Genomic DNA, 21,639 nt, shown 5'->3' on the forward strand with positions numbered 1-21,639 from the left:
TGAGTAATATTTGAATCATACACACAGTCATTATTTTCATATAAAGAAACATCTAAACTCATATTTATTCTTTTATTAAAAAACACCAAGCACCCTCCTTCATCTAACCAACTCACAACCCCGACCGCACGCATCATATGTGCTTGGTAAATAAGCAACAATTAACTATTATATACCTACATAGTAATCACTCCTTTTTATAGTAATCAGGTCAAACACAATAATATCGCCAATTACGGTATCATTTAAATGATTCATTTTTAATACATTATTTAAACAAAATTACAAAAGTTAGATTAATAAAACAATTATTCTAACAATTTATTTTTTATTTTATTAGCCTATGCTAACATTTAGCTTGTGAACAAAAAAAATACCTCCCAAAATGAGAGGTAATAGTATTTAAAATTAACTGTTTTTCTTCCATATTCCGCCCCATTCACCTGTGTCTGGATCATAGTAATGAAAGAAACCCGCTGGAGCATTCTGCATTTCAATAACACTGATACCTGTATACTTTTCAATTTCTTTTAAAGTAGTCAATGTACCAACATTTAATTTTTTACTAAATACAGGGTAGCTTATACCCATCTTAGTGGCTAGATCCGTCAATTTGATATTATATTTATTGACCAAAACTTGCCTTATACGGTCATTTTCTGAAATCTGCTTTCTTGCCATTTTGCTTAAATACTCTTTTTAGCAAATATAATAAATATTTTATAATCATTTTAAGCAATTTAATTTTTAAATTTTTCTTGCTTAAAATCAATTTGTTATGTTTTTAAATAACAGTTTTAGATTATTTAATTTTGTTTATATAATCTTTAATGATTATATTTGCTTCAATAATAAAAAACTTAAATATTATTTATGAGAACATTTAAAATCAAATTATCTAACAAGGAAATTTTAGTTACTGAGGAAGATATTAAAATTGGGATGCATCAATGGAATAACGCTTATAATAGCCTTATCGATTCACGTTATGAACAATTAAAAAAAATGAATGTTAAAGACTTTGCTGCAGAACTTGAGAATATGTCTGATGCTGATCTTTTGCACTTGGCCAAGGAGAATGATGAACATGTTGAGTTCAAAAATTATAATGCAGATGATTTTACAATCAAGATAAGACAAGAACTATTTAAAAGAAAAGGCTTAGGCTATAAGCAGCTAAAGTTTTTAAGTAAAGTGCAGCGAAGTTATTTAGAGACATTAGGACTTAAAAATAAATACTAAAAATAATTACTTACTATATTTTACGGAAAACCACATTTTAAACAATAAAATTTTAAATAAATTCAAAGCATGGAAATTAACACAATTCTTTTAATCACAATCGTACTATTGTTAGTAATCACTATTTTCTTACACTATAGAGAAGATTCAAAATGTGAGCAAAACTTTAAAAAGCTAACAGTACTTTATGACGAATTAAAAAAGGAACATGACAACCTTTTAAAGGAGAATGAAGATTTATTAAAACTATTAAAATAAAAAGCACCCTGGATTTTCCGGGGTGTTTCAGTTTATAATTCATTATCTTCTGCTGCTCCTAAAAGAACTGGAACTACTTCTGGGTGAATAGCTTTTATAAGACGATGATGTGTTTTTTCGCAATGAAATTCCTGAACTCTTAGATTTGGTAAAACTTCCAGATGAAATGCTTTTGTGAACCGCATTACGGGCTTTTTGCTTATTCCTATAAGAATTCAGAATTGATCTTTTTCTTTCGGCTGCAGCCTTGGTTCTGGTGTAAGATGTAAAACCGGATTTGTACCGGCTGTAATTCCTATCAATCGATTTTCTATTTCGATAATAGTAATTATTTACCGCTGTTTGCCCTCCCTGATTCATTAAGTTGTTATATAACGAATAGGCAATAAAATACTCAATAAGCCGGCCGTTACTGTCGTATGACTGTACACGTGTCATATTTTCATTTCCCCATCTGTAATTATCTACAGTGTTTTGTTTTTTGCATGCAGTTAGCGTAATCAGTGCTAATAAAGCACCAATAATAATTGATTTTTTCATTTAAAAAAGTTTTGATTACCCGGAAGGAAAACGGTCCGGGGTTCCGCGATTTATTTAGGTTTTATTTCTAAAGCGACAATTTGAAATATTCTATGAAATTTATCATAGTTGGTCCAGTAACATATAGCTTATTAACACCTTCAGGTATATTGATGGTTTTTACCAAGTCTTTTACAAGTTCCTTTTTATTGAAAACTAAATCTTTTCCACTATAGTTTTTTAGTTGAATTGAATAGTCGGATTTTATTTCTGAAACTGTAAAATACCATGCTCCATTTTCTTCATCTTGAAAAAATTTGATATAATCCCCTTCATTAGCATTAGTTAATTTTATTGCTGCTGAATTTAAATGAAAACTTCCAACGTTATAGGCAAAGGATAAAATAGCCTTCTTTCTAATATCTTCTTTTTTACCTATGTACTCCTTTAATTTCATATGTAAAGTTGATATTTTCGATTTTACTGAATTTATTTTTTAGAGATCTAATCTCTTGCTTTAAATTAATTGTGTAATACTGGTCTTCCACCATTTTAAGAATCTGAAACATACGCCTTATATTTACTTTCGGAAAAGGGTCTATTCCGGTAATAATATTTATCGAAAGATTTTTTAATGTATTCAGGCTTATTTCCTTAATAGTGTACATCACATAATATCCGATCAATCTTCTGTACATGAAATGATAACACTTAAGCCATGCAAATTGTCCATCATTTTCAAGTGAAGAGATTAATGATTCCATCAGTTTCCTACTGATCCCTAATTGTTCTGATTCGACTAAATAATTTTCCATTGATTTATGCAGTTCAATAATATCGTTGGTCAACTCATCATTATCAGGTAGTGGAGAAAAATTAAAATTAAATAGCATACTGAAAAACTCTCTTCTTTCGTTCTCTTTTGGTCCACGTTCGTTGTTTAGAAGGCTTTGATTTAATTTCAACTTTGTGTAAGCATCAAAAACCCCTATTATGCAATGCATTCTTATAACACGACATGTATTTTTATTTTTTAATCCCATATCAGTACGTTGATTTTTCAATTTTATCATATGCTTTCCAAAGCATAATAAATCCAATACAGCCTTTTAATATTCTATCCCAAGTTTCCCGATTAGGATCAAGAGCGAGATATAATAAAATTCCTGCACAAACTATCAGAATAAGCGCCCAAATAAATGTTGTAAGTACTTTCATGGTTTATTCTTAATACGTTCAACTGTGTCGCAAATGATAATACAAACTACAACTAAAGCAATGCATAAAAACATGACTGAAGCATCTGTTATTTCTATTCTTACGTTTTCAAAATTCATAATTACTCTTGTTTACTGATTATATATACTACTAATACGATGAATATTAGAAGTGAAATACATATTATTGTCACCGCAATATCTCTACTTTCCATAATTAAATTTTTATCTGTTTTACATTTTTAAGCACTACATTGCTTATATCCTGGATATTATTAATGAGCGACTTCAGATATTCAGTTTCATCAACATTCCATTTTTCATTTATTTCATCCTTTTTTTTGGATGTTCTTTGCTTCCTTATTTCTTTCAATGCATCAATCATTAAATTGAATTTCTTTGCCTGATTTATTGTAATTTCAATTTTTTTATTTTTCATTTTGTTGAATTAATCGTTCCATCTTATTGCATTATATACACATCCAATGCTGCACATTAAAGCTATTACTGCGAATGAAATACTTAATCCATGGCTTATGTTCAATCCTGATAAGAAAACAAGGATTGCAGATGCTATAAAGAATTTCATTGATGTTTTATATCTTCTCATGATTAATATTCGTCTAGTTGAATAGTTAAATTAATCGGAACCTGGCTGATTGATTTTGCCGGTTCTTGAGGCGCTTGCACTTGTACTGTCCATGATCCGCCATTCCAGGGATCGTCCTCAACATAGTTTATGTTGATAAATGCCTTCGATCTGTTAAGCTTGTATTCCTTGCATATAAGGTCAAGCAATTCCTTTTCGTTCAGTTGAACAATAGTTGATATACTCATATTTTTATGTATTTTAGTTGAAAAAATTATGTTGATAGTTGACCCCTCTCAGATAAAACCAATCAATAGTTATGGTCCTAAAAATTTAGACCTTTCAGCAGTTGATTTAGCATGTGTATTAATCCCAATGTTAATTTTAGCTATTGTTGTTTTACGAAAGGCAATTAAGGATGATTTGTAGTATTTTTTTTATGTTAGAACCTGATATACCTGTTTTCTAATTCAGCTACTAATTGAGCCTGCTCACGCAATCTCTTTTTGTACATTTCCAAAAATGGACTTTTGGTAAATTTTCCGGTTCTAACAAGCAGTTCCCATTTCATTAAATCATTGAATGCCTTATTGTATGCAAGTACAATATTGTAATTATGTAGGTATTTCTTGTAAGTGTCCTCATAATCTTTCAAAAATGGAGAATTGAGCGATCTTGCTATATTTAACATTTTCTCTGAGCTAACTAGCTTCCATTCTGCAATACGAATTGAATCCATTGTGTCAATATTTTATAATTTTATTATTTGCATATTTTTAATTATTAATATGGTAATTCCGCAAAGTCATCACCAAATGCTTCATTTAGAGTTAAAGGCTGTATTTTAAATTCAGATTCTTCAGGTGGATAGTATTCTTCATTGGTTATCCAATTTGAATTATCCCATTGCTTTTGCTGTCCATTTTCATGATCTGTTATATACCGTCCGTTATTGATATTATACCAATATGGCCAAGTTCCGGTTTCGCCCATTGTTTTGTTGATCTTCGCTTTCTGAACTATTACAACACCGAAAGAATTAAATTGTCCATCTTCTTTCTGGATTCTATGCACTGTTAAAGTATAATCAAGCATGTTCCAAAAGTCAGCAGATCCGGAAATATCATAAGGTCCTGGTATTTTGTAAATGCCTTTATCTTTTTGCATTTTAGTGGGGTGCGCAATGAGAAATAACAAACTATCTGTCCTTTTAGTAAAATTGCTCATTTTAACCAGGTTCTTTTTGATAAAAAGCCTTTCATTATCTGCATGGTTTGCAGTTTGTTCTATACGGTTAAATGGATCAATAATAAACGCTTTGCAACCTTTTGCTTTTACTAAATATTCAAATCGAGACAATATTTCATCAATCTCCATATCTACTGGAGGGTTTACCCAAAAAACATTTTTATTTATGTATTCTTCTCCAGTATATTTTTCATTATCATTAACCACCCCTTTTTTATACTCTTTCCCTACAAACTTTGGGAAAATTTTACTGAAATGAAGCTGCAAAGGCATTGATTCTGGCGAATAATATCCGATAGGCCATTTGTAAAGAATATTCAATCTACAGTAAACAAAATCTAAAAATTCACTTTTACCCATCCCCGGAATTCCGGTCGCTACTCCGAACCGTCCAGTCTGCCATCTGATAATCTTATCCAGTTCAGGAATCCCAAGCGTTTTGCCTTGAGGCATACCATTCTCAAAATAGTCATTAAGTTCATTTCTAAAATCATCGACTGAGTATATATGTGGTAACTTGATTAATTTTGCTGTTTTTACCGCGTTCTGAATACTTTCTTTTCCTTCTGATACTAGGAGTTCATTTGCGTCTTTAAATTGCTTAAATGAGGCTGTTTTACATTTTTCCATTCCAAGACGTCTAATCAGGTCTTGCTTGAGTTCGATTCCTTTGAGATCATTATCAACTGCTATCACAAAGGTTTTAACCTTGTTTAGATCCTCAAAACTGCTATCGAAATATTCCATTTTGCCAATGTTAGCACCATTTGGAACTGAGATCACATTATCAAATCCCGCCTGAATAAAACTGAGCGCATCAATTTCGCCTTCGCAAATAATAATTTCCTCATGCTGCAGGATGGCATCGTAATTAAACCAGATCAATTCAGCTCCAGATGAAAGTTTAAAGTTTTTTCTGCCATCCCGAAATTTCAAGTTGATAAGTTCAGCGTTTTTAAAAAATGGAAAGACAATACAGTTTTCTTCTTTTTCGGTTTGTGGCATGTATTCTCGCTTCTCTGATATTTTCATTGAGAGTAAGGTTCGCTGTGATATTCCTCTTCCCTCAAACCATTTCACAACTTTGTCTGATAATTTCGTGAAGTTTTGAAACTCAAATACCGGCTTGATGTACTCTTTTTTCTCGTACGGGTTATGCTTAACAAACCTTGCCTCACAGTGGTTACAGAATCCGATTTCTTTTTCGGTGTTGTACGAAAAGCATTTTGTATTTTTTTTTCTCCTGTTTGGTGAACATTCTGGACAAGGCATTTGATTTTCTCCATGCTTATCGGCTGTAATGTCGTAAACGTTCATTGTAGCCAGTGACATAATCGTTTCCATCAGTGTAAGGGGATTACTTTATTTTTTGCTTTCCATTCCCTGTGAAATCTTTCCTCTTCAGTTTCGCCTTCAATAGCTGGAATGGGTTGGTTTGCTTCTGGCTTCTCATCATTCCACCTCTTCTGATTCAGGTACGTTGCTGGATGTGGCTGAAATTTCTTATCTTCAATTTTTGACTTGAATCCAGGCAAAGTTTCAATGATTTTGTTTTGAGTATCAAATGACAGTTTATCCCATTTCTTTTTGCATCCTTCTTTGTCCCCGACCTTTTTGTCGTACAAATCCCAAAAAACTGAAAATTCTATTTTATTATTAATTTTTATATTATTACTAATACTATTATTTATATTTATATCTTCATCTTCATCTTCATCTTCATCTACATATAGCTTAAGCATTTGCTCAAGCACTTGCTTGTCTTTTGCTTTTTCTATTTCTTTAATATCCATTTCGAATAAATATTCTTTAAGCTTCGTTAAATACTTGGGGGTGAATCCTTTAATAGTCTTTGCTAACTTTATTATTACTCCAATATTGCCACTTTTAGTGCGTTTCGCTTTAAAATCCTGACGTTTAGAAATAATTTCATTTGCAACATGATTTACCCATTTATTACCTATAAGCTCAAACTTTTGCTCTAGCACTTGCTCAAGCATTTGCTTAAATAATTCATATTCACTTGGCAGTACTCTGCAAATACCAGCAATAAAATCTTTATCATCAGGTATTCCTTCAGGGTTGTCATATTGATACATGAGAAGATCCATATACCAAGCCCGATAATGCGCTTTCATCCCATTTGTTGATGAAATCCATTTATCAAAATAAATTAAAACCGCTGGATCTTTTGACATATTATATCTGTTTATTATAATTATTACATCGGAAATCATTTAAGGTTGATTCCCATTCAATTAAAACCCTTTCAGCTATTTCGGTATCTTTTCCAAGGCCGTGAAGTATATCTGTATACATTAATTCATTGCCATATTTTGAATATACCTGAGTGAATAGAAAATAAAATTCAGTTTGATCTTCAATGGATATTTCTTTTGACGTTAAAGTCATGTTTAAGGCGGTAAACAGGTGATAATTTCGCGAGGTATGGAAATTATTATTGCCGTCCTTTATTCCATTATTAAAAGCCTTAAATCTCCCTTCATAAAGTTTCATTTGCTTATCTATGCAATCCAATGATAAGGCCCAAGAAATGCAGTATATGATTAGCTTTCTTTTACTATCTGTAATCAACATAAGAGCTATATTAATTTAGTTGTTAATTTAAATAGATATTACACTCCTACAGCCCTTATTGTGAATAGTTCGATAAACTTTAATAGCTGCTTTTCAGTCTTCACGATACCCATTTCAATCATCCGTATTATTGATCTTTCCATTTCAGAAAGGTTTGAAAGTTGTTCCTGTGTTGCAGTATCTCGGATTCCCTTTTCATGTTTGCCAAATACTTTAATGTTTATTTGTCGGTTATACATTGGATAATCAGGGTTTTGAATTATGCTGCTGATCGCTCGGTTCATTGGTAGGAATTCGGTTCCGGCTATGATCCTATTTATTATTAGCTTATCCGTAAGCCAGATAACCACTTTTGCATAAATTAACGGGTTCAGTTCCATTGCAAGTAATACCCAGATGTAAGGATCGGAATATGTTGATTTATTTTCGGCACGGCCTGAAGTTTTCCAAACACCTAAACCTTTAAGGACTTTAACAATTCCTTCTTTTTCAACCATTTCCATAAAACTAATAATATTTAGTTTTATCAAATCTCTTTCATGGAGTAGGTGATAACAACGCTCTTGAAAATCTTTCGTTTTCATAATCATTGTTATGTTCTTTTCATTCCAACCATATTGAAATCTTGAAATATTATAGGCTTTCTGCAGATCGGAAACGGAAAGACTTTGCCCGTCTTTTGTATTTTGCCGTATGATTACCCCGAATAAATTCCGGTCAGTGCTTTGCATTGTTACATTAGTCTTCATCGCTTATTTGTTTATTTAGCATAACACTATTAAAAGACTCACACCACTTTATAAAGATGGTTTCTGCAACCTGTATATGTTGCTTTTCAGTAACGCATTTACTAAAATCTACCTTTTCTTCATTTTCATAGTATGACTCCCATGTTTTTTCTCTAATATCATCATCATAAATATCCAATCCTCTTTCTTCAAAAAAAGAAGACTCAGCCAGATCAAATGAATAGCTATATGTTTCAATTTCAGTGTCAGCGCCAGTAAACATATGAATGCATTGAATTAATTTATTCTTTAAAGTGCTTAATAATATTGCGTCTGAGATCAGCTTAATTACTCGCTGGTCTTTTTCTGTATATTTTGATAGGTCCATTATTTAAAATTTTAGTGATTGAATAAATACGGTTAAAATGATTCCGGCCGCAATTAGAGCTATAGCAAGTGGAGTAGGGATACCGTCATTAGTATGTGGTTTCATATCGAAGGATATATAAGTTCTGATATTAAAGAATTGGTATTAAAATCATATTTAATGTGATTTTTAATCTTTTTACTTTCAGACAAATTCCACATGTCTAATTTCATATCTGTAAATGATTTTGAACATATAAATTTTTCTATGATAGATCTAAGCTTTAAGCTGTATTCATCATTGTACTTTTTTAAGGTTTCAATCAATTTACCTGCAGCCACTAAACTTAATTGTTTAAATTCTTCCTCAATTATAGAGTTGTGATTTTCAATTATATTATTTTTCATTGCTCTTAGTTTTCGTTTTCTATAATTGCTAATTTTGCATGTAGAAGAAGTAGTGAATCACCATCTAATTTGTGGTTTATAAGCTGATTCTTTGCATGAGATTTCTCGATTGATTTAAATCGCTTATAAGCATCTTTTTTTACTCTTGAAACAATGTCTTTTAACTGTGTGAAATTGATTAAATTATTTTCATATAGTAATCTCGCGTCATACAGTATTGATGAAAGTTTTATAATGCAAAATTTTTGGTACTTGCCTATGGATCCTTCATAATACAGTTTGACCATTGATAGCCCCAGGCTATGAAAATTGGGAAGCTCTTTACTATCATTAAAACCCCAATTATAATGGTCAAGTACAGAAGTTAAATGTATGAGGCCTGTCCCGAATTCGTCAAAAATTCCGTCCTTATCTTTTATTAATTCAATTTCTTTCAAAGCGGAAAATGACTCATTATTTAATTTAACTACATTTGGTTTATTATTTATAGATGTTTTCATGATATTTATTTGTTGTTTGGATGTGTAAAAGTTCTTTTGTTTTTCTCCCATTCTTTAATTTCATAACTCCATCTTTCAAATATTTCCTTAGCAGCATATTCATAATTGAGTTCAGCATATTCTTCAGTAACATCATTGAACATTTGAATTAAATACCAATAGAAGTTATTGTCTCCAATGGTTTCATCGTCAGCAACATCAAATAATGCTAATGTTTCACCAATTATATCATGAACATTACTCGGTTCAAAATGTTCATCATGTGCAAGCGGGTCAAGAACATTGCAGGCAGAGTAAAGGTGTTTATATATTCTTTCTGAAATAACAGCTCCTGTTAGCATTGAAAGCACAATCTTATCTCTTGTTTCAAAATCGAGTTTGATAAATCCTTTTTTTATTTTTGATTTATGTTTGATAGGTTCCATTTCTTCACCCTTTTTTACTAATAAATCAATGCAACTTTTATGAGCGTCTTTAGAATCTTTGTTTTTACAAAAGGCGCTGAAAGAATCAAAGTGTCCATTTTCTAAAATGAAATAATAAGCTTGATTTTTAGCATTCATTTCAACATGAAAAGCAGATTCTAATTTGCATATAGAATTCATTACATCTTTAAATTCTTGTGCTGCTGGTTTGAATTTTGTATCTGTATTCATGGCTTAGTTTTTAGAATTAATGTGATTAGTAATTTCGTAGACCCAATTTTGGAAAATTACATTGGCAACCAATTCGGCATCAAACAGGCTATTATATCCATGTTCATACAATGTTGTAAACAATTTTTCGCAAAGCTCATCATCATCGGCAATACCTAAAATGTGAAGAGCTACTGTATATCCATTTCTTTTATTTACACCATCCCAATCAGCATCTTTTCTCAAAAATGGAGCAAAGCAATTATGTAATTTGGTAATAGCATCATCAATTCTGTAATTCATAACCTCATCTGAGATAATTTTAAGAATAGCAGTTTTGAATTGTTCTTGTTTAAGTAATTCTATTGCAGAATATACCGTCTTTAAATCTTGATTGTTTTTTTCTTCAAGATTTTTTTGTACTTTTGTTTCCATACTTTAACAGAGTATTTTTAGTTATACTTTATCCATCTGCTCCAACAGGTGGAATTTTTTTATCTTTTAAAGAATTTTGCTCTTATCTGAGCATCTAAATCTTCTGATTTTTTATTTCGCTTCCGCTGGACGGTTCCCACGCCGCCCAGGAAAGCTATCATTTCAGCCTTAACGGAGGTAGAATATGATTGTATTTGTTTAGACCAAGCTTCCATCTGTTCACATTTAGAAATGATCTCTTTAGCTTTTTTTTCATTCATGGACTTGGATCAATTTATTCCTTTGATTAATTATTACTTTTAAAGCTTCAACAACTTCAAAGTGATTTTTTTGATACACTCGGTAGAAAGATTTTTCCGCACATTGTGCTGATATTTTAAGGGTTTCAGCAACTTTCTTCCAGTCTCCTTTACGTTTGCTTTTTAATAATTCCGAAAGTGTTAGCAAATATTTCTCTTCTGCAACCGTAGTTTCACTGAAATTGAATCTTTTATTAATGGGGGTTTTTACGGTATTTTCCATTTTTACGGTTTTCCTCATTTTTATTATCCTTATTTTGTCGTACTTTTGTCGAGTTACTGTAGCAAATATAGCGCACATTGTGTAATTATACAATGTGTAAAGCATTATGAATGTGTTAAAAAAATGTTAAACCTTGTATGTGATTGATAATGAATAACATAGATATTAAAGAATTTAAAGAAAAGCACGGTCTTAGTACGGCACAAGTGGCTGAAATTGCTAATGTATCTATTAGAGCTGTGCAAAGTTGGGAATATAAACAGAGGAACATTTCAAAATCCGCTTTTAAATTATTGATAGATTATGAACAAAGTGTATTTGACAACCGATCAAAAGATCATGCCATTGCAGCTATGCAAAAATTGAAAGAGGTAACTGCTAATAAAAATAAAAATAAAAAGTCAGAAGGGCGCTTAATTGATGAATCTCAGTTGATTCCTGTTGAGCAATATATAATCCCTATTAAAGGACAGGCCGGACTAAAAAAAGCATTTTTTGCTCCAGACCAATATATTGAAGATCATTTTGAGAAGGAAATCATTCTTGTCAAACCAAGCGAACGTGCAATTTATCATAAAATAGAGGTTGACGGTAATTCAATGCCTGGAACTCTTGAACCCGGTGAATGGGCAAGATGTGAAGATATTCCGCAAATGTATTGGGAAAATAAAGATACTTTCAAACCTAATAAAGTTTATTGTTTATTTCATCGAAAACATGGAATTCTATTCAAAAGAGTGAGTGTACCTTATTATGGGTCAATAACGCTTTCTTCAGATAACCCAGATAAAGTTGAATATCCTGATGAAACTTTTGATTTAATGGAATTTTCAAAAATACTTATTGTAAGGAAGAAAGAAGTAGACCTGTAATAGCAAAAATAAAAAGGTAACATTAAGGGTAACATTAAGCTAAAAAAATAGTATAAAATAACAATTGTTGATTTTTTAATTGTCTGATTTTCAAATGTATTTAAATTGTAGGGTAGAGTTTATCTTCCTTGGTAAGGAAGAGGTCACGGGTTCAAGTCCCGTAGCCGGCTCTAAGCGAAAGCCTTTCCCACAACGGGTTTTCGACTTTTTACAAGACCTTAACGGAGGTAGATATTTATTGATTGTCAACATTAACGTCAACATTAAAAATCTACCAACATGAAAAAAAGAAATTCAGAGTTAATTAAACTCTTAAATGGTTGTCACAGGACCGGAGTTTATTTTTTACCAAAAGACTGTTTAGATTTTACCCAAAAATCTGACTTCCCCAAGGAATGGGCAGTTGAATGCCGTTTTTACGATCCTAAATTCAAAGACAAATACCCAAAGGGGTTTCAATACCGGAGAAAATTTTCTTCCGATTCTTTACATGTCCTGAAAAGAACCGCTATACTCTATAAGGAGTTAATGGAAGAAAGGCTAGATAAAGAACATTTTAACCCGATAACAAAGTCTATAATGAGCAATCAATCCATATATCCTGAAATGCTATTTATAGAAGCTCTTTGGGCTATAAGGGATAAGATGAACTATTCTGATGATTATATCAAATTATCAAGGCAATTATTAAACCTTATTGAAGGCATTATTCCGGAACTTAGTTATCAGGATTTAAAAATTATTGAAACTGAAATTTTCCATATTAAAAATATTCTGGAAAAAATTTTTACAACCGAGTCTGTATTTAATAAACACAGATCATGTTTAAAAAACATGTTTGATGAATTATTAGAATATGGCTGCGTTAAATTTAATCCGGTAGGATCTTTAAAAAAGAAAGTTGAAAATACTAAAGAAAGAGTAGTGTATAAAGATGAAATAGAGGTTTCTGCCATATTACAATATCTGAATGATAATTACCCGACATTTTACAGATATACAAACATTTTTAGATATTCTGGAGCACGCTCTACTGAGTTATTTAGAGTTCAGAAAAAGCATGTTGATATAGAAAATCAAGAGTATAAAGTGCTTATTAAAAAGCGTAAAAAATACGAATGGGTGACAAAGGTTATTATTCCGGCTGCAATACCTTACTGGAAACAAGTTTTGTTAGAATGTAAAAATGAAGATGACTTTCTATTTTCAGAAGATTTAAAACCTGGATTAAAACAGATCAGTTCTAAGCAAATTCAAAGAAGGTGGCGCAATAATGTAAAAATGGCTGACAATATAATTCATCCGATAACGAAAAAAGCCATCAAAGTAAATGTGGATTTTTACACATGGAAACATTTGTTCCTTGATAAGTTAGATGAGCTACAGAATAATGCTGAATTAGCTCCAATTGTTCCAATTAATTTAGCTCAGGGCATGGCAAGTCATCTTTCACCTGAAACAACGGGCAAATATACCATAGGAAAGCAGAATAGAAATAACGAGATACTTAAAAGAATTTCTATAAAATAAACCAGATGGAATTAATAGCAGTAATCAAGCGTATTTATCCAATACAATATTTTAAAAACAATTTTCAGAAACGGGAATTTATAGTTTTAACTGAAGAAAGATTTCCTCAAAAATTGATAATTGAAGTTCATAATCTTCGTACTGATATTGTTGATCCGTTTAAAGTAGGGGATAGGGTAAGAATCGGAATAAATATTATTGGTTGTGAATATATTGATCGTAATAATACTGTTAAATATTTCAATAATATTGTCGCTTGGAAAATAGTTCATATGACATAGAATAAAAGCACACCTATTTGTATGGTGTGCTTTACTGTTTCCCATAATTATGATTTATTTTAAAGTTATATATTTGTTTTAAATTAAATAATGAAAAATATTATCTGTATATTCGATAAAATTAATTGAAAACAAATTTATTACCCAAATGCTTTTTAACTCATTAAGCTTTGCTATCTTCTTCCCAATTGTCCTTTGTATATATTGGTCTTTAAGAAAAAAATTAAAATATCAGAATTTATTATTAGCAATAGCAAGCTGTTATTTCTATGCTTGTTGGGATTGGCGGTTTCTTTTTTTACTCATGTTTTCCATTGGTCTTGATTATATCTCAGGAATAAAAATAGAGAACAGCAAAACAAATCGTGAAGCTAAATTCTGGCTTACCTTGAGTATTGTCATCAATCTTGGTTTCCTTGGCTTCTTTAAATATTATAATTTCTTTGTCGGAAGTTTTGCAGACCTTCTTAATGGCTTTGGCATCAAAGTAAATGTTTGGCTGCTTAATATTATACTTCCCGTAGGAATTTCTTTTTACACATTCCATGGATTATCTTATGTGATTGATATTTATAAAAAAAGAATTAAAGCAGAAAGAAACTTTATTGATTACTCATTATTTGTTAGCTTTTTCCCCCTTCTTGTAGCAGGCCCCATAGAAAGAGCAACACATCTCTTGCCACAAATAAAAAAGGAAAGACAATTTAGCTATGAAAATGCAGTAAGTGGATTAAGACAGATTATTTGGGGGCTTTTTAAAAAAATAGTAATAGCAGATCAGTGTGCTATTTATGTGAATGATATTTTTGAATTACATTATGGATTAAATGGGAGTACACTTCTAATCGGGGCTATTTTATTCTCATTTCAGATCTATGGGGATTTTTCAGGATATTCTGATATAGCTTTAGGAACTGCCAGGATGATGGGATTTGATCTTTTGAAAAACTTCAATTACCCTTATTTCTCCCGTGATATTGCAGAATTCTGGAGAAGATGGCATATTTCGCTTTCCTCATGGTTCAGAGATTATTTATATATTCCATTGGGAGGAAGTAAAGGAGGAAATTGGATGAGAGTTCGTAATACTTTCATCATTTTTCTGGTTTCCGGATTTTGGCATGGTGCAAACTGGACATTTATTGTGTGGGGTGGATTAAATGCATTATTTATAATGCCATCAATTATTGTTAAGACAAACAGAAAAAATTTAGATGTCGCAGGTCAAAACTCTGTGTTTCCATCTTTAAAAGAGTTCTGTCAAATAATAATCACCTTTGGACTTGCCACATTTGCATGGATATTCTTTAGGTCTGATTCTGTTTTAGAAGCATTAAAATACATTCGTAGGATGTTCAGCAGATCTTTGTTTTATTATCCTCAAAAAGATGTTCTTTGGTTATTTTCAATAATCGTAGTTTTTATAGGAATAGAATGGATTGGAAGGCGAAACAACTTTGCAATTGAAAATATACATTCAATAAATAATCGTTTTGTAAGATGGGGGCTTTATTACTTCATTGCTGCAATGATTATTTACTTTTCTGGAGAACAGCACACATTTATTTACTTTCAATTCTAATTCATGAAAAAACTTATAAAAAATATATTCCTATTTTTATTCCCTATAATTATTTGCCTGGGTATTATTGAATTTTCCTTAAGAAAGGTTCCTAATGATTATTCCTATAAAAATGACTATTTAACAAAAAATTCAGGAGAAATTGAAGTATTATATTTAGGTAGTTCTCATATATTTTTTGGAGTAAATCCGGAATTTTCAAAATACAAAGGGTTTAATCTGGCTATGACTTCACAGGATTTATCTTTAGACTGGAAATTGTTCAATAATTTCAAAGACTGGAAAAATTTGAAAACAATAGTAATTCCAATTGATTACATTTCCTTATATTCTAAATTAGAATATGGAATTGAAGATTGGAGAATGAAAAACTATACTATTTATAATGATATTTCATCCAATAAATTTGAAGACCATCTTGAAATTTTTAATGGCAAATTTTCTGATAATATCAAAAGGCTAAAAAACTATTATCAATACGGAAAAACAGACATTGATTGTAATCAGTATGGATTTGGTACACTATACAAAAGTAGCGTTAAAAATGATTTAATATCCAGTGCTAAAATAGCAGCTAAAAGACATTCTATCACCATAGATTCAGAAAAAGGGAAACGAGCTTACATTGATAATACAAAGGCAATAGAGAACTTTATTTATTATGCTAAAAAAAATAAAATAAATATATTATTTGTTTCAGCTCCAGTGACCGAGTATTATTCAAATTTAACTAAAAATGAACAACTATACACTACTTTTTCATTTTTAAAAAAGCAAATAGAAAACAATAATAATTGTCATTATTTAAATTTGATGAATGATTCTGAATTTAACGATGGATATTTTTTTGATGCAGACCATTTAAATAATCTTGGCGCCAAAAAATTTACTATTAAGATAGACTCTGCGATACAAAATATCCCTTAATAATAGGGATGCATTAGTTTGATAGTTCTAATATTCGTTCAAACTCTTTTGCATAATTTGCGATAAGGTCCATTCGATCGGTGCCGTTGATACACCTTCTGGCATTTCTGTAATCCTTTTCCTTATCGTTAATATAGTCAGAAATCTTTTTTCCTGTAAAAATCCCTGTTCTAAACCCATCAACTAAAATATACCAAGCTACTTCCGGAATCATAGTCATATCAGGGTTATTTACCAAATCAATATTTAGTTTTTTGGAATATTTATCATAATTTTTTTCCCAAGTGAGCTGAGCATAGCCACGCCCATAGTGGGGGTAATATCTAAAGTTCATTTTTCTCCAATTCTCTGAAGCTTTTGGAGCCTCCCTTACCGGATGAAATGTAGCACCTGTCTCATGATATACAGTTGCAAATACATATGCCCATTGCGAAACTGAATACATTGCAATATCTCTTTCATAAAATGATAAAAAAAGATCAATGTCTTTTACTTCCTGAATGCTTATCGATTTATCAGGATCTAAGGTTTTCCTGTATTCATCAAAAAAAATCTTTCTATTCATTTCTATTTATTAATTATTAAACAAAATGAGACCAGCAGCTCCCAAAATAACTACAGAAACACCGCCTATTTTTAATCCATTCCAAAACCTTTTCCGCTGTTTAATTTCAGACTCTTTTTTTACCAAGTCAATTTCTGTTTTCAAGTATGAAATGTCAATTTTTAGCTGATTTTCTCTTTCTTCGGCTGCGATTTTGTCTTGTTTTGAGATTTCTAACATAGTTCCCATTGCTTCATCTTTCGCATTCAAAAGTGTTTTACTAACGGAAATAACCCTGTCTTGTTCGTTGATAAGCTGGTTTGCGCTGGAAAGTGCTGATTCTGTCTTCTGAAGCCTAGCCTTTAAATATTCGTTTTGTTTAAGCCCTTTGTATACTTCAGGGATTTGTCCCTCCGGAATATTCCTTGTATTTATATTTTGAGATAAAATCAAATTGCTCGTTAATAGAAGCAGAATTAATGTGATCGTTTTCATTTTGTAAATTTTTAAGATCCGTGAAATTTTTATCATACATAGTTTTCATGTTAAGAATACTATTGTTCATATTCTTAAAATTGTCGTTCAGAATTCCTATACCAATGTTTTGTTTTTCTAAAACACTTCTAAAAGAGTCGCTCTTATTATTAGCTGCCTGCTCCCGTAATTCTGATTGGTATCTTGCATTTTTTTGTTCCTCCTGAATCTTCCTTAATTCAGTAAGTTCTTTCTCATTGCTTTCTTTGAAAATGTTTCCCACTACAAAGGCAAATACCGAGATTAGCAAAACAATCAGAAAAGCGTATAATTTGTCTTTATCGATTTTCATTTTCGGAGTTTTTATCGTTAGATTCATCATCTTTATCATTTAGTTTAATTCCGGCCCGCTTAGCTGCAGTGTCGAATATTTTTAAATACCTCTTGTCCATCCAGTCCGTCAAATATTGACCTGCAAACGCTACCATAGGTAGTGAAGGATTTCGCCATTCGCTCCAATTGAAAGCCTTTAAAAGCTCTGATGCCACATAAGTCAAGCAAAGATTGATAAGCAGTACTGCTATTACATATGCTGTACTTATCTTTTGCTTGTTTTTTATGTACACGAATGAAATATAGGCGCCGGAACCTATCAGCACCGACATGATTAATGCGAGTAGTTCGCTTATATTGTAGTTTAAGTTTTCCATTCATTTTTAAAATTATTTAAAAGCATCTTTAAATCCATTCTTGTCCAAAATATCATTTAACCATACCGATGGAGTGAAATTATACAAGTGAAAACCCTGGTTGAAATTCATCTGAATTCCAGATAATATCATTCCCAGTGAATTTGGATAATAAACTCTGCAATATATTGATGCATCTGTATATCCCTCAGGCATATCCCCATATATCTCGTGCCAAATATTTCCACTTAAATTGGGGCTATACCAAAAACGCCTTCCTTCCTGAGTACCCTTCCAACGTGATTGAACTATTATTGCATGATTATTCTTTACATATATGAATAAAATATCATTTAACCCGGTTTTTAAATGTTCAAACTTAGTAGGATCAGCAGCATTTTCATATTTAATACGAACTAATCCACCTCCGGCAGTGTCTAATGATGCGTAAATATAACCTCCATCAAAAACAAGATTAGAAACCTGATATGGCTCTCCTGTATTTATCCAGTACACATCAAAGCCCGTTGATGAAGATGGATTAGGAACGATTTTGCCCCAATTAGCATTTATTTCCATAGGTGTATCACCTGTACAAAACCAAAATGTATTGTCAGCAGGATTATACTCTACATTATGTACGTGACGCGCATACAAAGGTGTCGTTTTATTAACCGGGATACTTTCTCCAAAATGATAAATGCACCTAATTGTAGCGCCAAAATCCTCGGTATACCATATAAAACAGTTAGGTGACATGCTGTCATTTTCTGAATTATTATAATTCCCCCACATAAAAACCTCTTTGGTGCCATTATTCATTTTTTGAATGTTAGAACCATTAACGAGCGTGAAGTTATCATAATTTATGTTAGGTACATATACAGAACCGTCCAGATTGTAAACGTTAGAATAAATTAAATTTACATTATCGTTCGTAAAGGCTATCCTTTTATTATCAGCAAGTAATAATGTGCCATTTGAAAATCTATGAATAAATCTAATTTCATTAAGCTTGCTTGAGAAATCTAATATTTTGGTGTATGATATACCATAATCCTGAGAAATATGAAGTGTTTTGCCTATTAACTTATATACCCAATTTTCACTAACATGGACTATAGTGTCAAATTGTATTTTTTTTTCTGGAACCAGGCTTCCGGAAGCTCTAAACATTGATTTTCTAGCCATTACTTGAAACACTTAACTGTTTTACATATACGTCTCTAAGATTAGTATCAGCAATAATTCCTACTTTAGTAGCTCCTGGCAGACCTGCAGGATTATTAAATGTTTTGACTAAAACTTCATTAACATAAAATTTCCAAGTAGTTAATCCTACTTTAACTTTGAAATTAACATTAGATCTGTCATTCATGCCCGGCACATCTATTGTTAAATTCTCAGATACGGCCCCATTTATAACAGCTATAATCGATACTTTATTTGGAATGCCATTGTACCCAATTAATCCAAAGTTACTATTGTCAATTGCTTTATATACAAGCTTTGATCTAGCATTTACTAGTCCAAAAGTGGCCGATACAATGTAGAATGGAGAACCCACGTCTTTGTAAAATACAGAATCTCCTGTTACTGCACCAGACATCGTTACTTTTGTACCATCGGACATAATAGAGTTGGAATTGAATGAACTTAAAGATGTAATATTTCCTACTTTAAATTGTTCATTAAAAAGAAGCTTTGTTTTATCTGAATAAGCTCCAACAATTGAACAAAACCATGTATTCCCAAAATCAAACGTTTGAAATACGATGATATAAGTAAAGCCACTATCAAAATTAGGGGGTTGATCTCCTATAAACTTAATATTGTCTGAAAAAACAATATTAGGTTTTAACTCACAAACTAATTTTAAGTTAAAAATATCATTTGATATTGCCCCTATCCTAGGTATAATCTGAATATTTTGTAATCCAGTAGTTGTTACATTGAATATGTAATCACTAGAAACATTCAAATCAATAATAATTCCTTCTTTTGTTTCTCTACCTTTGATTGATTCATCAATGTAATTTTTAACATCAATATAACCGCTCGGATTTTCCAAAAAACCCTTATTAACATATAGTAATTTGTCCCATCTGTCAGCAGCAGCCTTCATTGTAGATGGATTTACATTGTCAGTAGGATCATAAACAGTTTTTGCACTATTTGAAGGCAACTTTACCTCTGCTTTTTTCCACGTTGTCCCCCCGCCAAACCAAAATAATGTATCATAACCAGATTTTGCACGTAGATTTCCTGCATTAGGATATTTCTCTCCCCAATCTGTTGTGCTATTTGGATCTGTTGGCTTATCAAGCTCTGATGAAATTTGAGGCTTGTACCATCCTACAACTGTAGGTGATGGATCAGATGGTGAAATTGGTTTTGCTACATTATTAAGTAATTGATAGAATTTTTCTGCATCAATTCGCTTTAGTATTCCATCTGCGCCTGCAAACAAAAGACTTCCAGGATCAAAAGTATTAACTTTTTCAAGTCCTGAAATAGGCTTTAAATCTATGAATGGTATATTTGGCATTATCCTGTAGGTATTGCGTTTTTGTTATTATTATATGTGTATAAAACTGTCTTTAAATCATTTGATAATGCTTTTTTAATTACATCGTCAAATATTTTGCTTTCATCTAAAATGATATTTAAACCATTTTTATCCTTCACATTTGAAAATTTCATTGTTATCCACGCTGAATTATCTCCTATTTCTGGCTTCTCTTTCCTGGTTCGCTTGGTTCCGTCAATATAAAAATCATTGTTAACGGAGTGTACGGAAATAAAGGTCATGATGTTATTATCGCCTTCAATTTGAAACAAATAACTTACACTCTCTTCCAATAGCGCATCATTTATAACTGTTGTTTCCAGGTTTCCGGATTGGCCAGAATCAACATCTTCATCAACGCTGAATTCTCCCAGACAATAACCGGGAAGGCTTGTCACCATCCAGTCATGCTGCTGATTAGCAAAAGGGAATATGTTTTTAGCATAAGTATGCTTTGTGGCTATTCTGATAAATTTTCGGCCTTCATCATCTTCACTGTCTACAAACTGAACACAGTTAGAATAGAATAAAACATCCCCGTCTTCGGTTCTGATCTCAAAACGTCCTGATAAATAAATTTCATAGCAGATGAATGAAACTCTAACCAGTTTATTCTGATAAATGCCAAATTCACAAGGAATTCTTATTTCCTCATCACCCACAATCCACAATTGCAATTCTTTATCCTCCGGAACTTCATTCTGATAATTTGGAATCAAAAACCTGTGATACGAATTGTATTCTAATGGATATGGGTTTTTGTGCCCGTAATACTGTGTATTCTGAGGGTTGGTCATATCTTCCAACTCTTCCATGGTTTTATAAAACCTAACCGGGCTATGGTACCAGAATTTCTGCATATAACAAAATTATCATAACTATCTTCTAGTATTGGCGACTGTAAAC

The 21,639-nt window shown here is 31.5% G+C and carries 30 protein-coding genes; 6 read left to right on the forward strand and 24 right to left on the reverse strand.

Translation table 11 applies throughout. From position 1 onward, the window contains the following. Positions 1-408: 408 nt before the first annotated feature. Positions 409-681, reverse strand: a complete 273-nt coding sequence (locus tag BUB03_RS21155; RefSeq protein ID WP_073066886.1) for a helix-turn-helix domain-containing protein — start codon at positions 679-681, stop codon at positions 409-411. A 192-nt stretch (positions 682-873) separates the two neighbouring features. Here BUB03_RS21155 and BUB03_RS21160 point away from each other — a divergent pair, with 192 nt between their 5' ends. Then, the gene (locus BUB03_RS21160; protein WP_073066889.1) at positions 874-1,242 is read left to right on the forward strand and encodes a hypothetical protein; all 369 of its coding nucleotides are present in this window, start codon (positions 874-876) and stop codon (positions 1,240-1,242) included. A 300-nt stretch (positions 1,243-1,542) separates the two neighbouring features. Here the strand turns inward: BUB03_RS21160 and BUB03_RS21170 are convergent, their stop codons facing one another. The 16 genes from BUB03_RS21170 to BUB03_RS21250 all read right to left on the reverse strand — a co-directional run bounded on the left by BUB03_RS21170 (position 1,543) and on the right by BUB03_RS21250 (position 11,265). After that, positions 1,543-2,040 (reverse strand): hypothetical protein, encoded by a 498-nt coding sequence (locus BUB03_RS21170; protein ID WP_073066894.1) that lies wholly within the window; start codon positions 2,038-2,040, stop codon positions 1,543-1,545. 67 nt (positions 2,041-2,107) lie between these two features. Then, a complete protein-coding gene (locus BUB03_RS21175) occupies positions 2,108-2,476 on the reverse strand; it encodes a hypothetical protein (protein WP_073066896.1) in 369 nt (122 codons plus the stop codon). Beyond that, positions 2,451-3,083: a hypothetical protein gene (locus BUB03_RS21180; protein WP_139258940.1), complete on the reverse strand. Its 633-nt coding sequence runs from the start codon at positions 3,081-3,083 to the stop codon at positions 2,451-2,453. The genes BUB03_RS21175 and BUB03_RS21180 overlap by 26 nt, the downstream gene beginning before the upstream one ends. A gap of 370 nt (positions 3,084-3,453) precedes the next feature. Continuing rightward, a complete protein-coding gene (locus BUB03_RS21185) occupies positions 3,454-3,675 on the reverse strand; it encodes a hypothetical protein (RefSeq protein WP_073066901.1) in 222 nt (73 codons plus the stop codon). 592 nt (positions 3,676-4,267) lie between these two features. Then, complete coding sequence (locus BUB03_RS21195; RefSeq protein WP_073066907.1) at positions 4,268-4,564, reverse strand: hypothetical protein; 297 nt, start codon at positions 4,562-4,564, stop codon at positions 4,268-4,270. A gap of 44 nt (positions 4,565-4,608) precedes the next feature. Continuing rightward, on the reverse strand, positions 4,609-6,417 hold the full coding sequence (locus BUB03_RS21200) for a toprim domain-containing protein (RefSeq protein ID WP_073066909.1): 1,809 nt from the start codon (positions 6,415-6,417) through the stop codon (positions 4,609-4,611). Then, entirely contained in the window at positions 6,417-7,271 is an 855-nt protein-coding gene (locus BUB03_RS21205) for a DUF1376 domain-containing protein (RefSeq protein ID WP_175547530.1), read from the reverse strand. Before BUB03_RS21205 ends, BUB03_RS21200 begins: the two co-directional genes overlap by 1 nt. Position 7,272: 1 nt before the next feature. Then, on the reverse strand, positions 7,273-7,671 hold the full coding sequence (locus BUB03_RS21210) for a hypothetical protein (RefSeq protein ID WP_073066914.1): 399 nt from the start codon (positions 7,669-7,671) through the stop codon (positions 7,273-7,275). Between the two features lie 38 nt (positions 7,672-7,709). Then, positions 7,710-8,420, reverse strand: a complete 711-nt coding sequence (locus BUB03_RS21215; RefSeq protein WP_073066917.1) for a hypothetical protein — start codon at positions 8,418-8,420, stop codon at positions 7,710-7,712. Then, positions 8,410-8,787, reverse strand: a complete 378-nt coding sequence (locus tag BUB03_RS21220) for a hypothetical protein (RefSeq protein WP_073066920.1) — start codon at positions 8,785-8,787, stop codon at positions 8,410-8,412. Before BUB03_RS21220 ends, BUB03_RS21215 begins: the two co-directional genes overlap by 11 nt. 101 nt (positions 8,788-8,888) lie before the next feature. Further along, positions 8,889-9,173: a hypothetical protein gene (locus BUB03_RS21225; RefSeq protein WP_073066923.1), complete on the reverse strand. Its 285-nt coding sequence runs from the start codon at positions 9,171-9,173 to the stop codon at positions 8,889-8,891. A gap of 5 nt (positions 9,174-9,178) precedes the next feature. Continuing rightward, the gene (locus BUB03_RS21230; protein ID WP_139258942.1) at positions 9,179-9,673 is read right to left on the reverse strand and encodes a hypothetical protein; all 495 of its coding nucleotides are present in this window, start codon (positions 9,671-9,673) and stop codon (positions 9,179-9,181) included. A 5-nt stretch (positions 9,674-9,678) separates the two neighbouring features. Next, positions 9,679-10,329: a hypothetical protein gene (locus BUB03_RS21235; RefSeq protein ID WP_073066929.1), complete on the reverse strand. Its 651-nt coding sequence runs from the start codon at positions 10,327-10,329 to the stop codon at positions 9,679-9,681. Between the two features lie 3 nt (positions 10,330-10,332). Then, positions 10,333-10,743 carry a hypothetical protein gene (locus BUB03_RS21240; RefSeq protein WP_073066931.1) on the reverse strand — a complete coding sequence of 137 codons (411 nt, stop codon included), beginning with the start codon at positions 10,741-10,743 and terminating at the stop codon, positions 10,333-10,335. A 59-nt stretch (positions 10,744-10,802) separates the two neighbouring features. Beyond that, the gene (locus tag BUB03_RS21245) at positions 10,803-11,003 is read right to left on the reverse strand and encodes a hypothetical protein (protein WP_073066933.1); all 201 of its coding nucleotides are present in this window, start codon (positions 11,001-11,003) and stop codon (positions 10,803-10,805) included. Further along, a complete protein-coding gene (locus tag BUB03_RS21250; RefSeq protein ID WP_139258943.1) occupies positions 10,996-11,265 on the reverse strand; it encodes a hypothetical protein in 270 nt (89 codons plus the stop codon). Before BUB03_RS21250 ends, BUB03_RS21245 begins: the two co-directional genes overlap by 8 nt. 149 nt (positions 11,266-11,414) lie before the next feature. Here BUB03_RS21250 and BUB03_RS21255 point away from each other — a divergent pair, with 149 nt between their 5' ends. From BUB03_RS21255 to BUB03_RS21280, 5 genes are all read left to right on the forward strand, one after another. After that, positions 11,415-12,137, forward strand: coding sequence for a LexA family transcriptional regulator (locus tag BUB03_RS21255; RefSeq protein ID WP_073066937.1), 723 nt, complete (start codon positions 11,415-11,417; stop codon positions 12,135-12,137). A 279-nt stretch (positions 12,138-12,416) separates the two neighbouring features. Further along, positions 12,417-13,667, forward strand: coding sequence for a tyrosine-type recombinase/integrase (locus tag BUB03_RS21265; RefSeq protein WP_073066942.1), 1,251 nt, complete (start codon positions 12,417-12,419; stop codon positions 13,665-13,667). Between the two features lie 5 nt (positions 13,668-13,672). Continuing rightward, positions 13,673-13,948: a DUF3127 domain-containing protein gene (locus tag BUB03_RS21270; protein ID WP_073066945.1), complete on the forward strand. Its 276-nt coding sequence runs from the start codon at positions 13,673-13,675 to the stop codon at positions 13,946-13,948. 148 nt (positions 13,949-14,096) lie between these two features. After that, positions 14,097-15,530, forward strand: a complete 1,434-nt coding sequence (locus BUB03_RS21275) for an MBOAT family O-acyltransferase (RefSeq protein WP_073066948.1) — start codon at positions 14,097-14,099, stop codon at positions 15,528-15,530. A 3-nt stretch (positions 15,531-15,533) separates the two neighbouring features. Further along, positions 15,534-16,457, forward strand: coding sequence for a hypothetical protein (locus tag BUB03_RS21280; RefSeq protein ID WP_073066951.1), 924 nt, complete (start codon positions 15,534-15,536; stop codon positions 16,455-16,457). 13 nt (positions 16,458-16,470) lie between these two features. On the opposite strand, the gene BUB03_RS21285 is transcribed toward BUB03_RS21280, so the two are convergent. The 7 genes from BUB03_RS21285 to BUB03_RS21315 are packed head-to-tail and all read right to left on the reverse strand — an operon-like array spanning position 16,471 to position 21,593. Then, positions 16,471-17,022 carry a glycoside hydrolase family 19 protein gene (locus BUB03_RS21285; protein ID WP_073066953.1) on the reverse strand — a complete coding sequence of 184 codons (552 nt, stop codon included), beginning with the start codon at positions 17,020-17,022 and terminating at the stop codon, positions 16,471-16,473. Positions 17,023-17,031: 9 nt separating this feature from the next. After that, positions 17,032-17,454: a hypothetical protein gene (locus tag BUB03_RS21290; RefSeq protein ID WP_073066956.1), complete on the reverse strand. Its 423-nt coding sequence runs from the start codon at positions 17,452-17,454 to the stop codon at positions 17,032-17,034. Then, on the reverse strand, positions 17,399-17,827 hold the full coding sequence (locus BUB03_RS21295; RefSeq protein ID WP_073066958.1) for a hypothetical protein: 429 nt from the start codon (positions 17,825-17,827) through the stop codon (positions 17,399-17,401). The genes BUB03_RS21290 and BUB03_RS21295 overlap by 56 nt, the downstream gene beginning before the upstream one ends. After that, positions 17,814-18,185, reverse strand: coding sequence for a hypothetical protein (locus BUB03_RS21300; protein WP_073066961.1), 372 nt, complete (start codon positions 18,183-18,185; stop codon positions 17,814-17,816). Before BUB03_RS21300 ends, BUB03_RS21295 begins: the two co-directional genes overlap by 14 nt. A 12-nt stretch (positions 18,186-18,197) precedes the next feature. After that, positions 18,198-19,355, reverse strand: coding sequence for a hypothetical protein (locus BUB03_RS21305; protein ID WP_073066964.1), 1,158 nt, complete (start codon positions 19,353-19,355; stop codon positions 18,198-18,200). Beyond that, a complete protein-coding gene (locus BUB03_RS21310; RefSeq protein ID WP_073066966.1) occupies positions 19,348-20,712 on the reverse strand; it encodes a hypothetical protein in 1,365 nt (454 codons plus the stop codon). Before BUB03_RS21310 ends, BUB03_RS21305 begins: the two co-directional genes overlap by 8 nt. Beyond that, entirely contained in the window at positions 20,712-21,593 is an 882-nt protein-coding gene (locus BUB03_RS21315) for a hypothetical protein (RefSeq protein WP_073066969.1), read from the reverse strand. Before BUB03_RS21315 ends, BUB03_RS21310 begins: the two co-directional genes overlap by 1 nt. Positions 21,594-21,639 lie beyond the last annotated feature (46 nt).

This window comes from Chryseobacterium oranimense, from assembly GCF_900129755.1.
Taxonomy (GTDB): domain Bacteria; phylum Bacteroidota; class Bacteroidia; order Flavobacteriales; family Weeksellaceae; genus Chryseobacterium; species Chryseobacterium oranimense.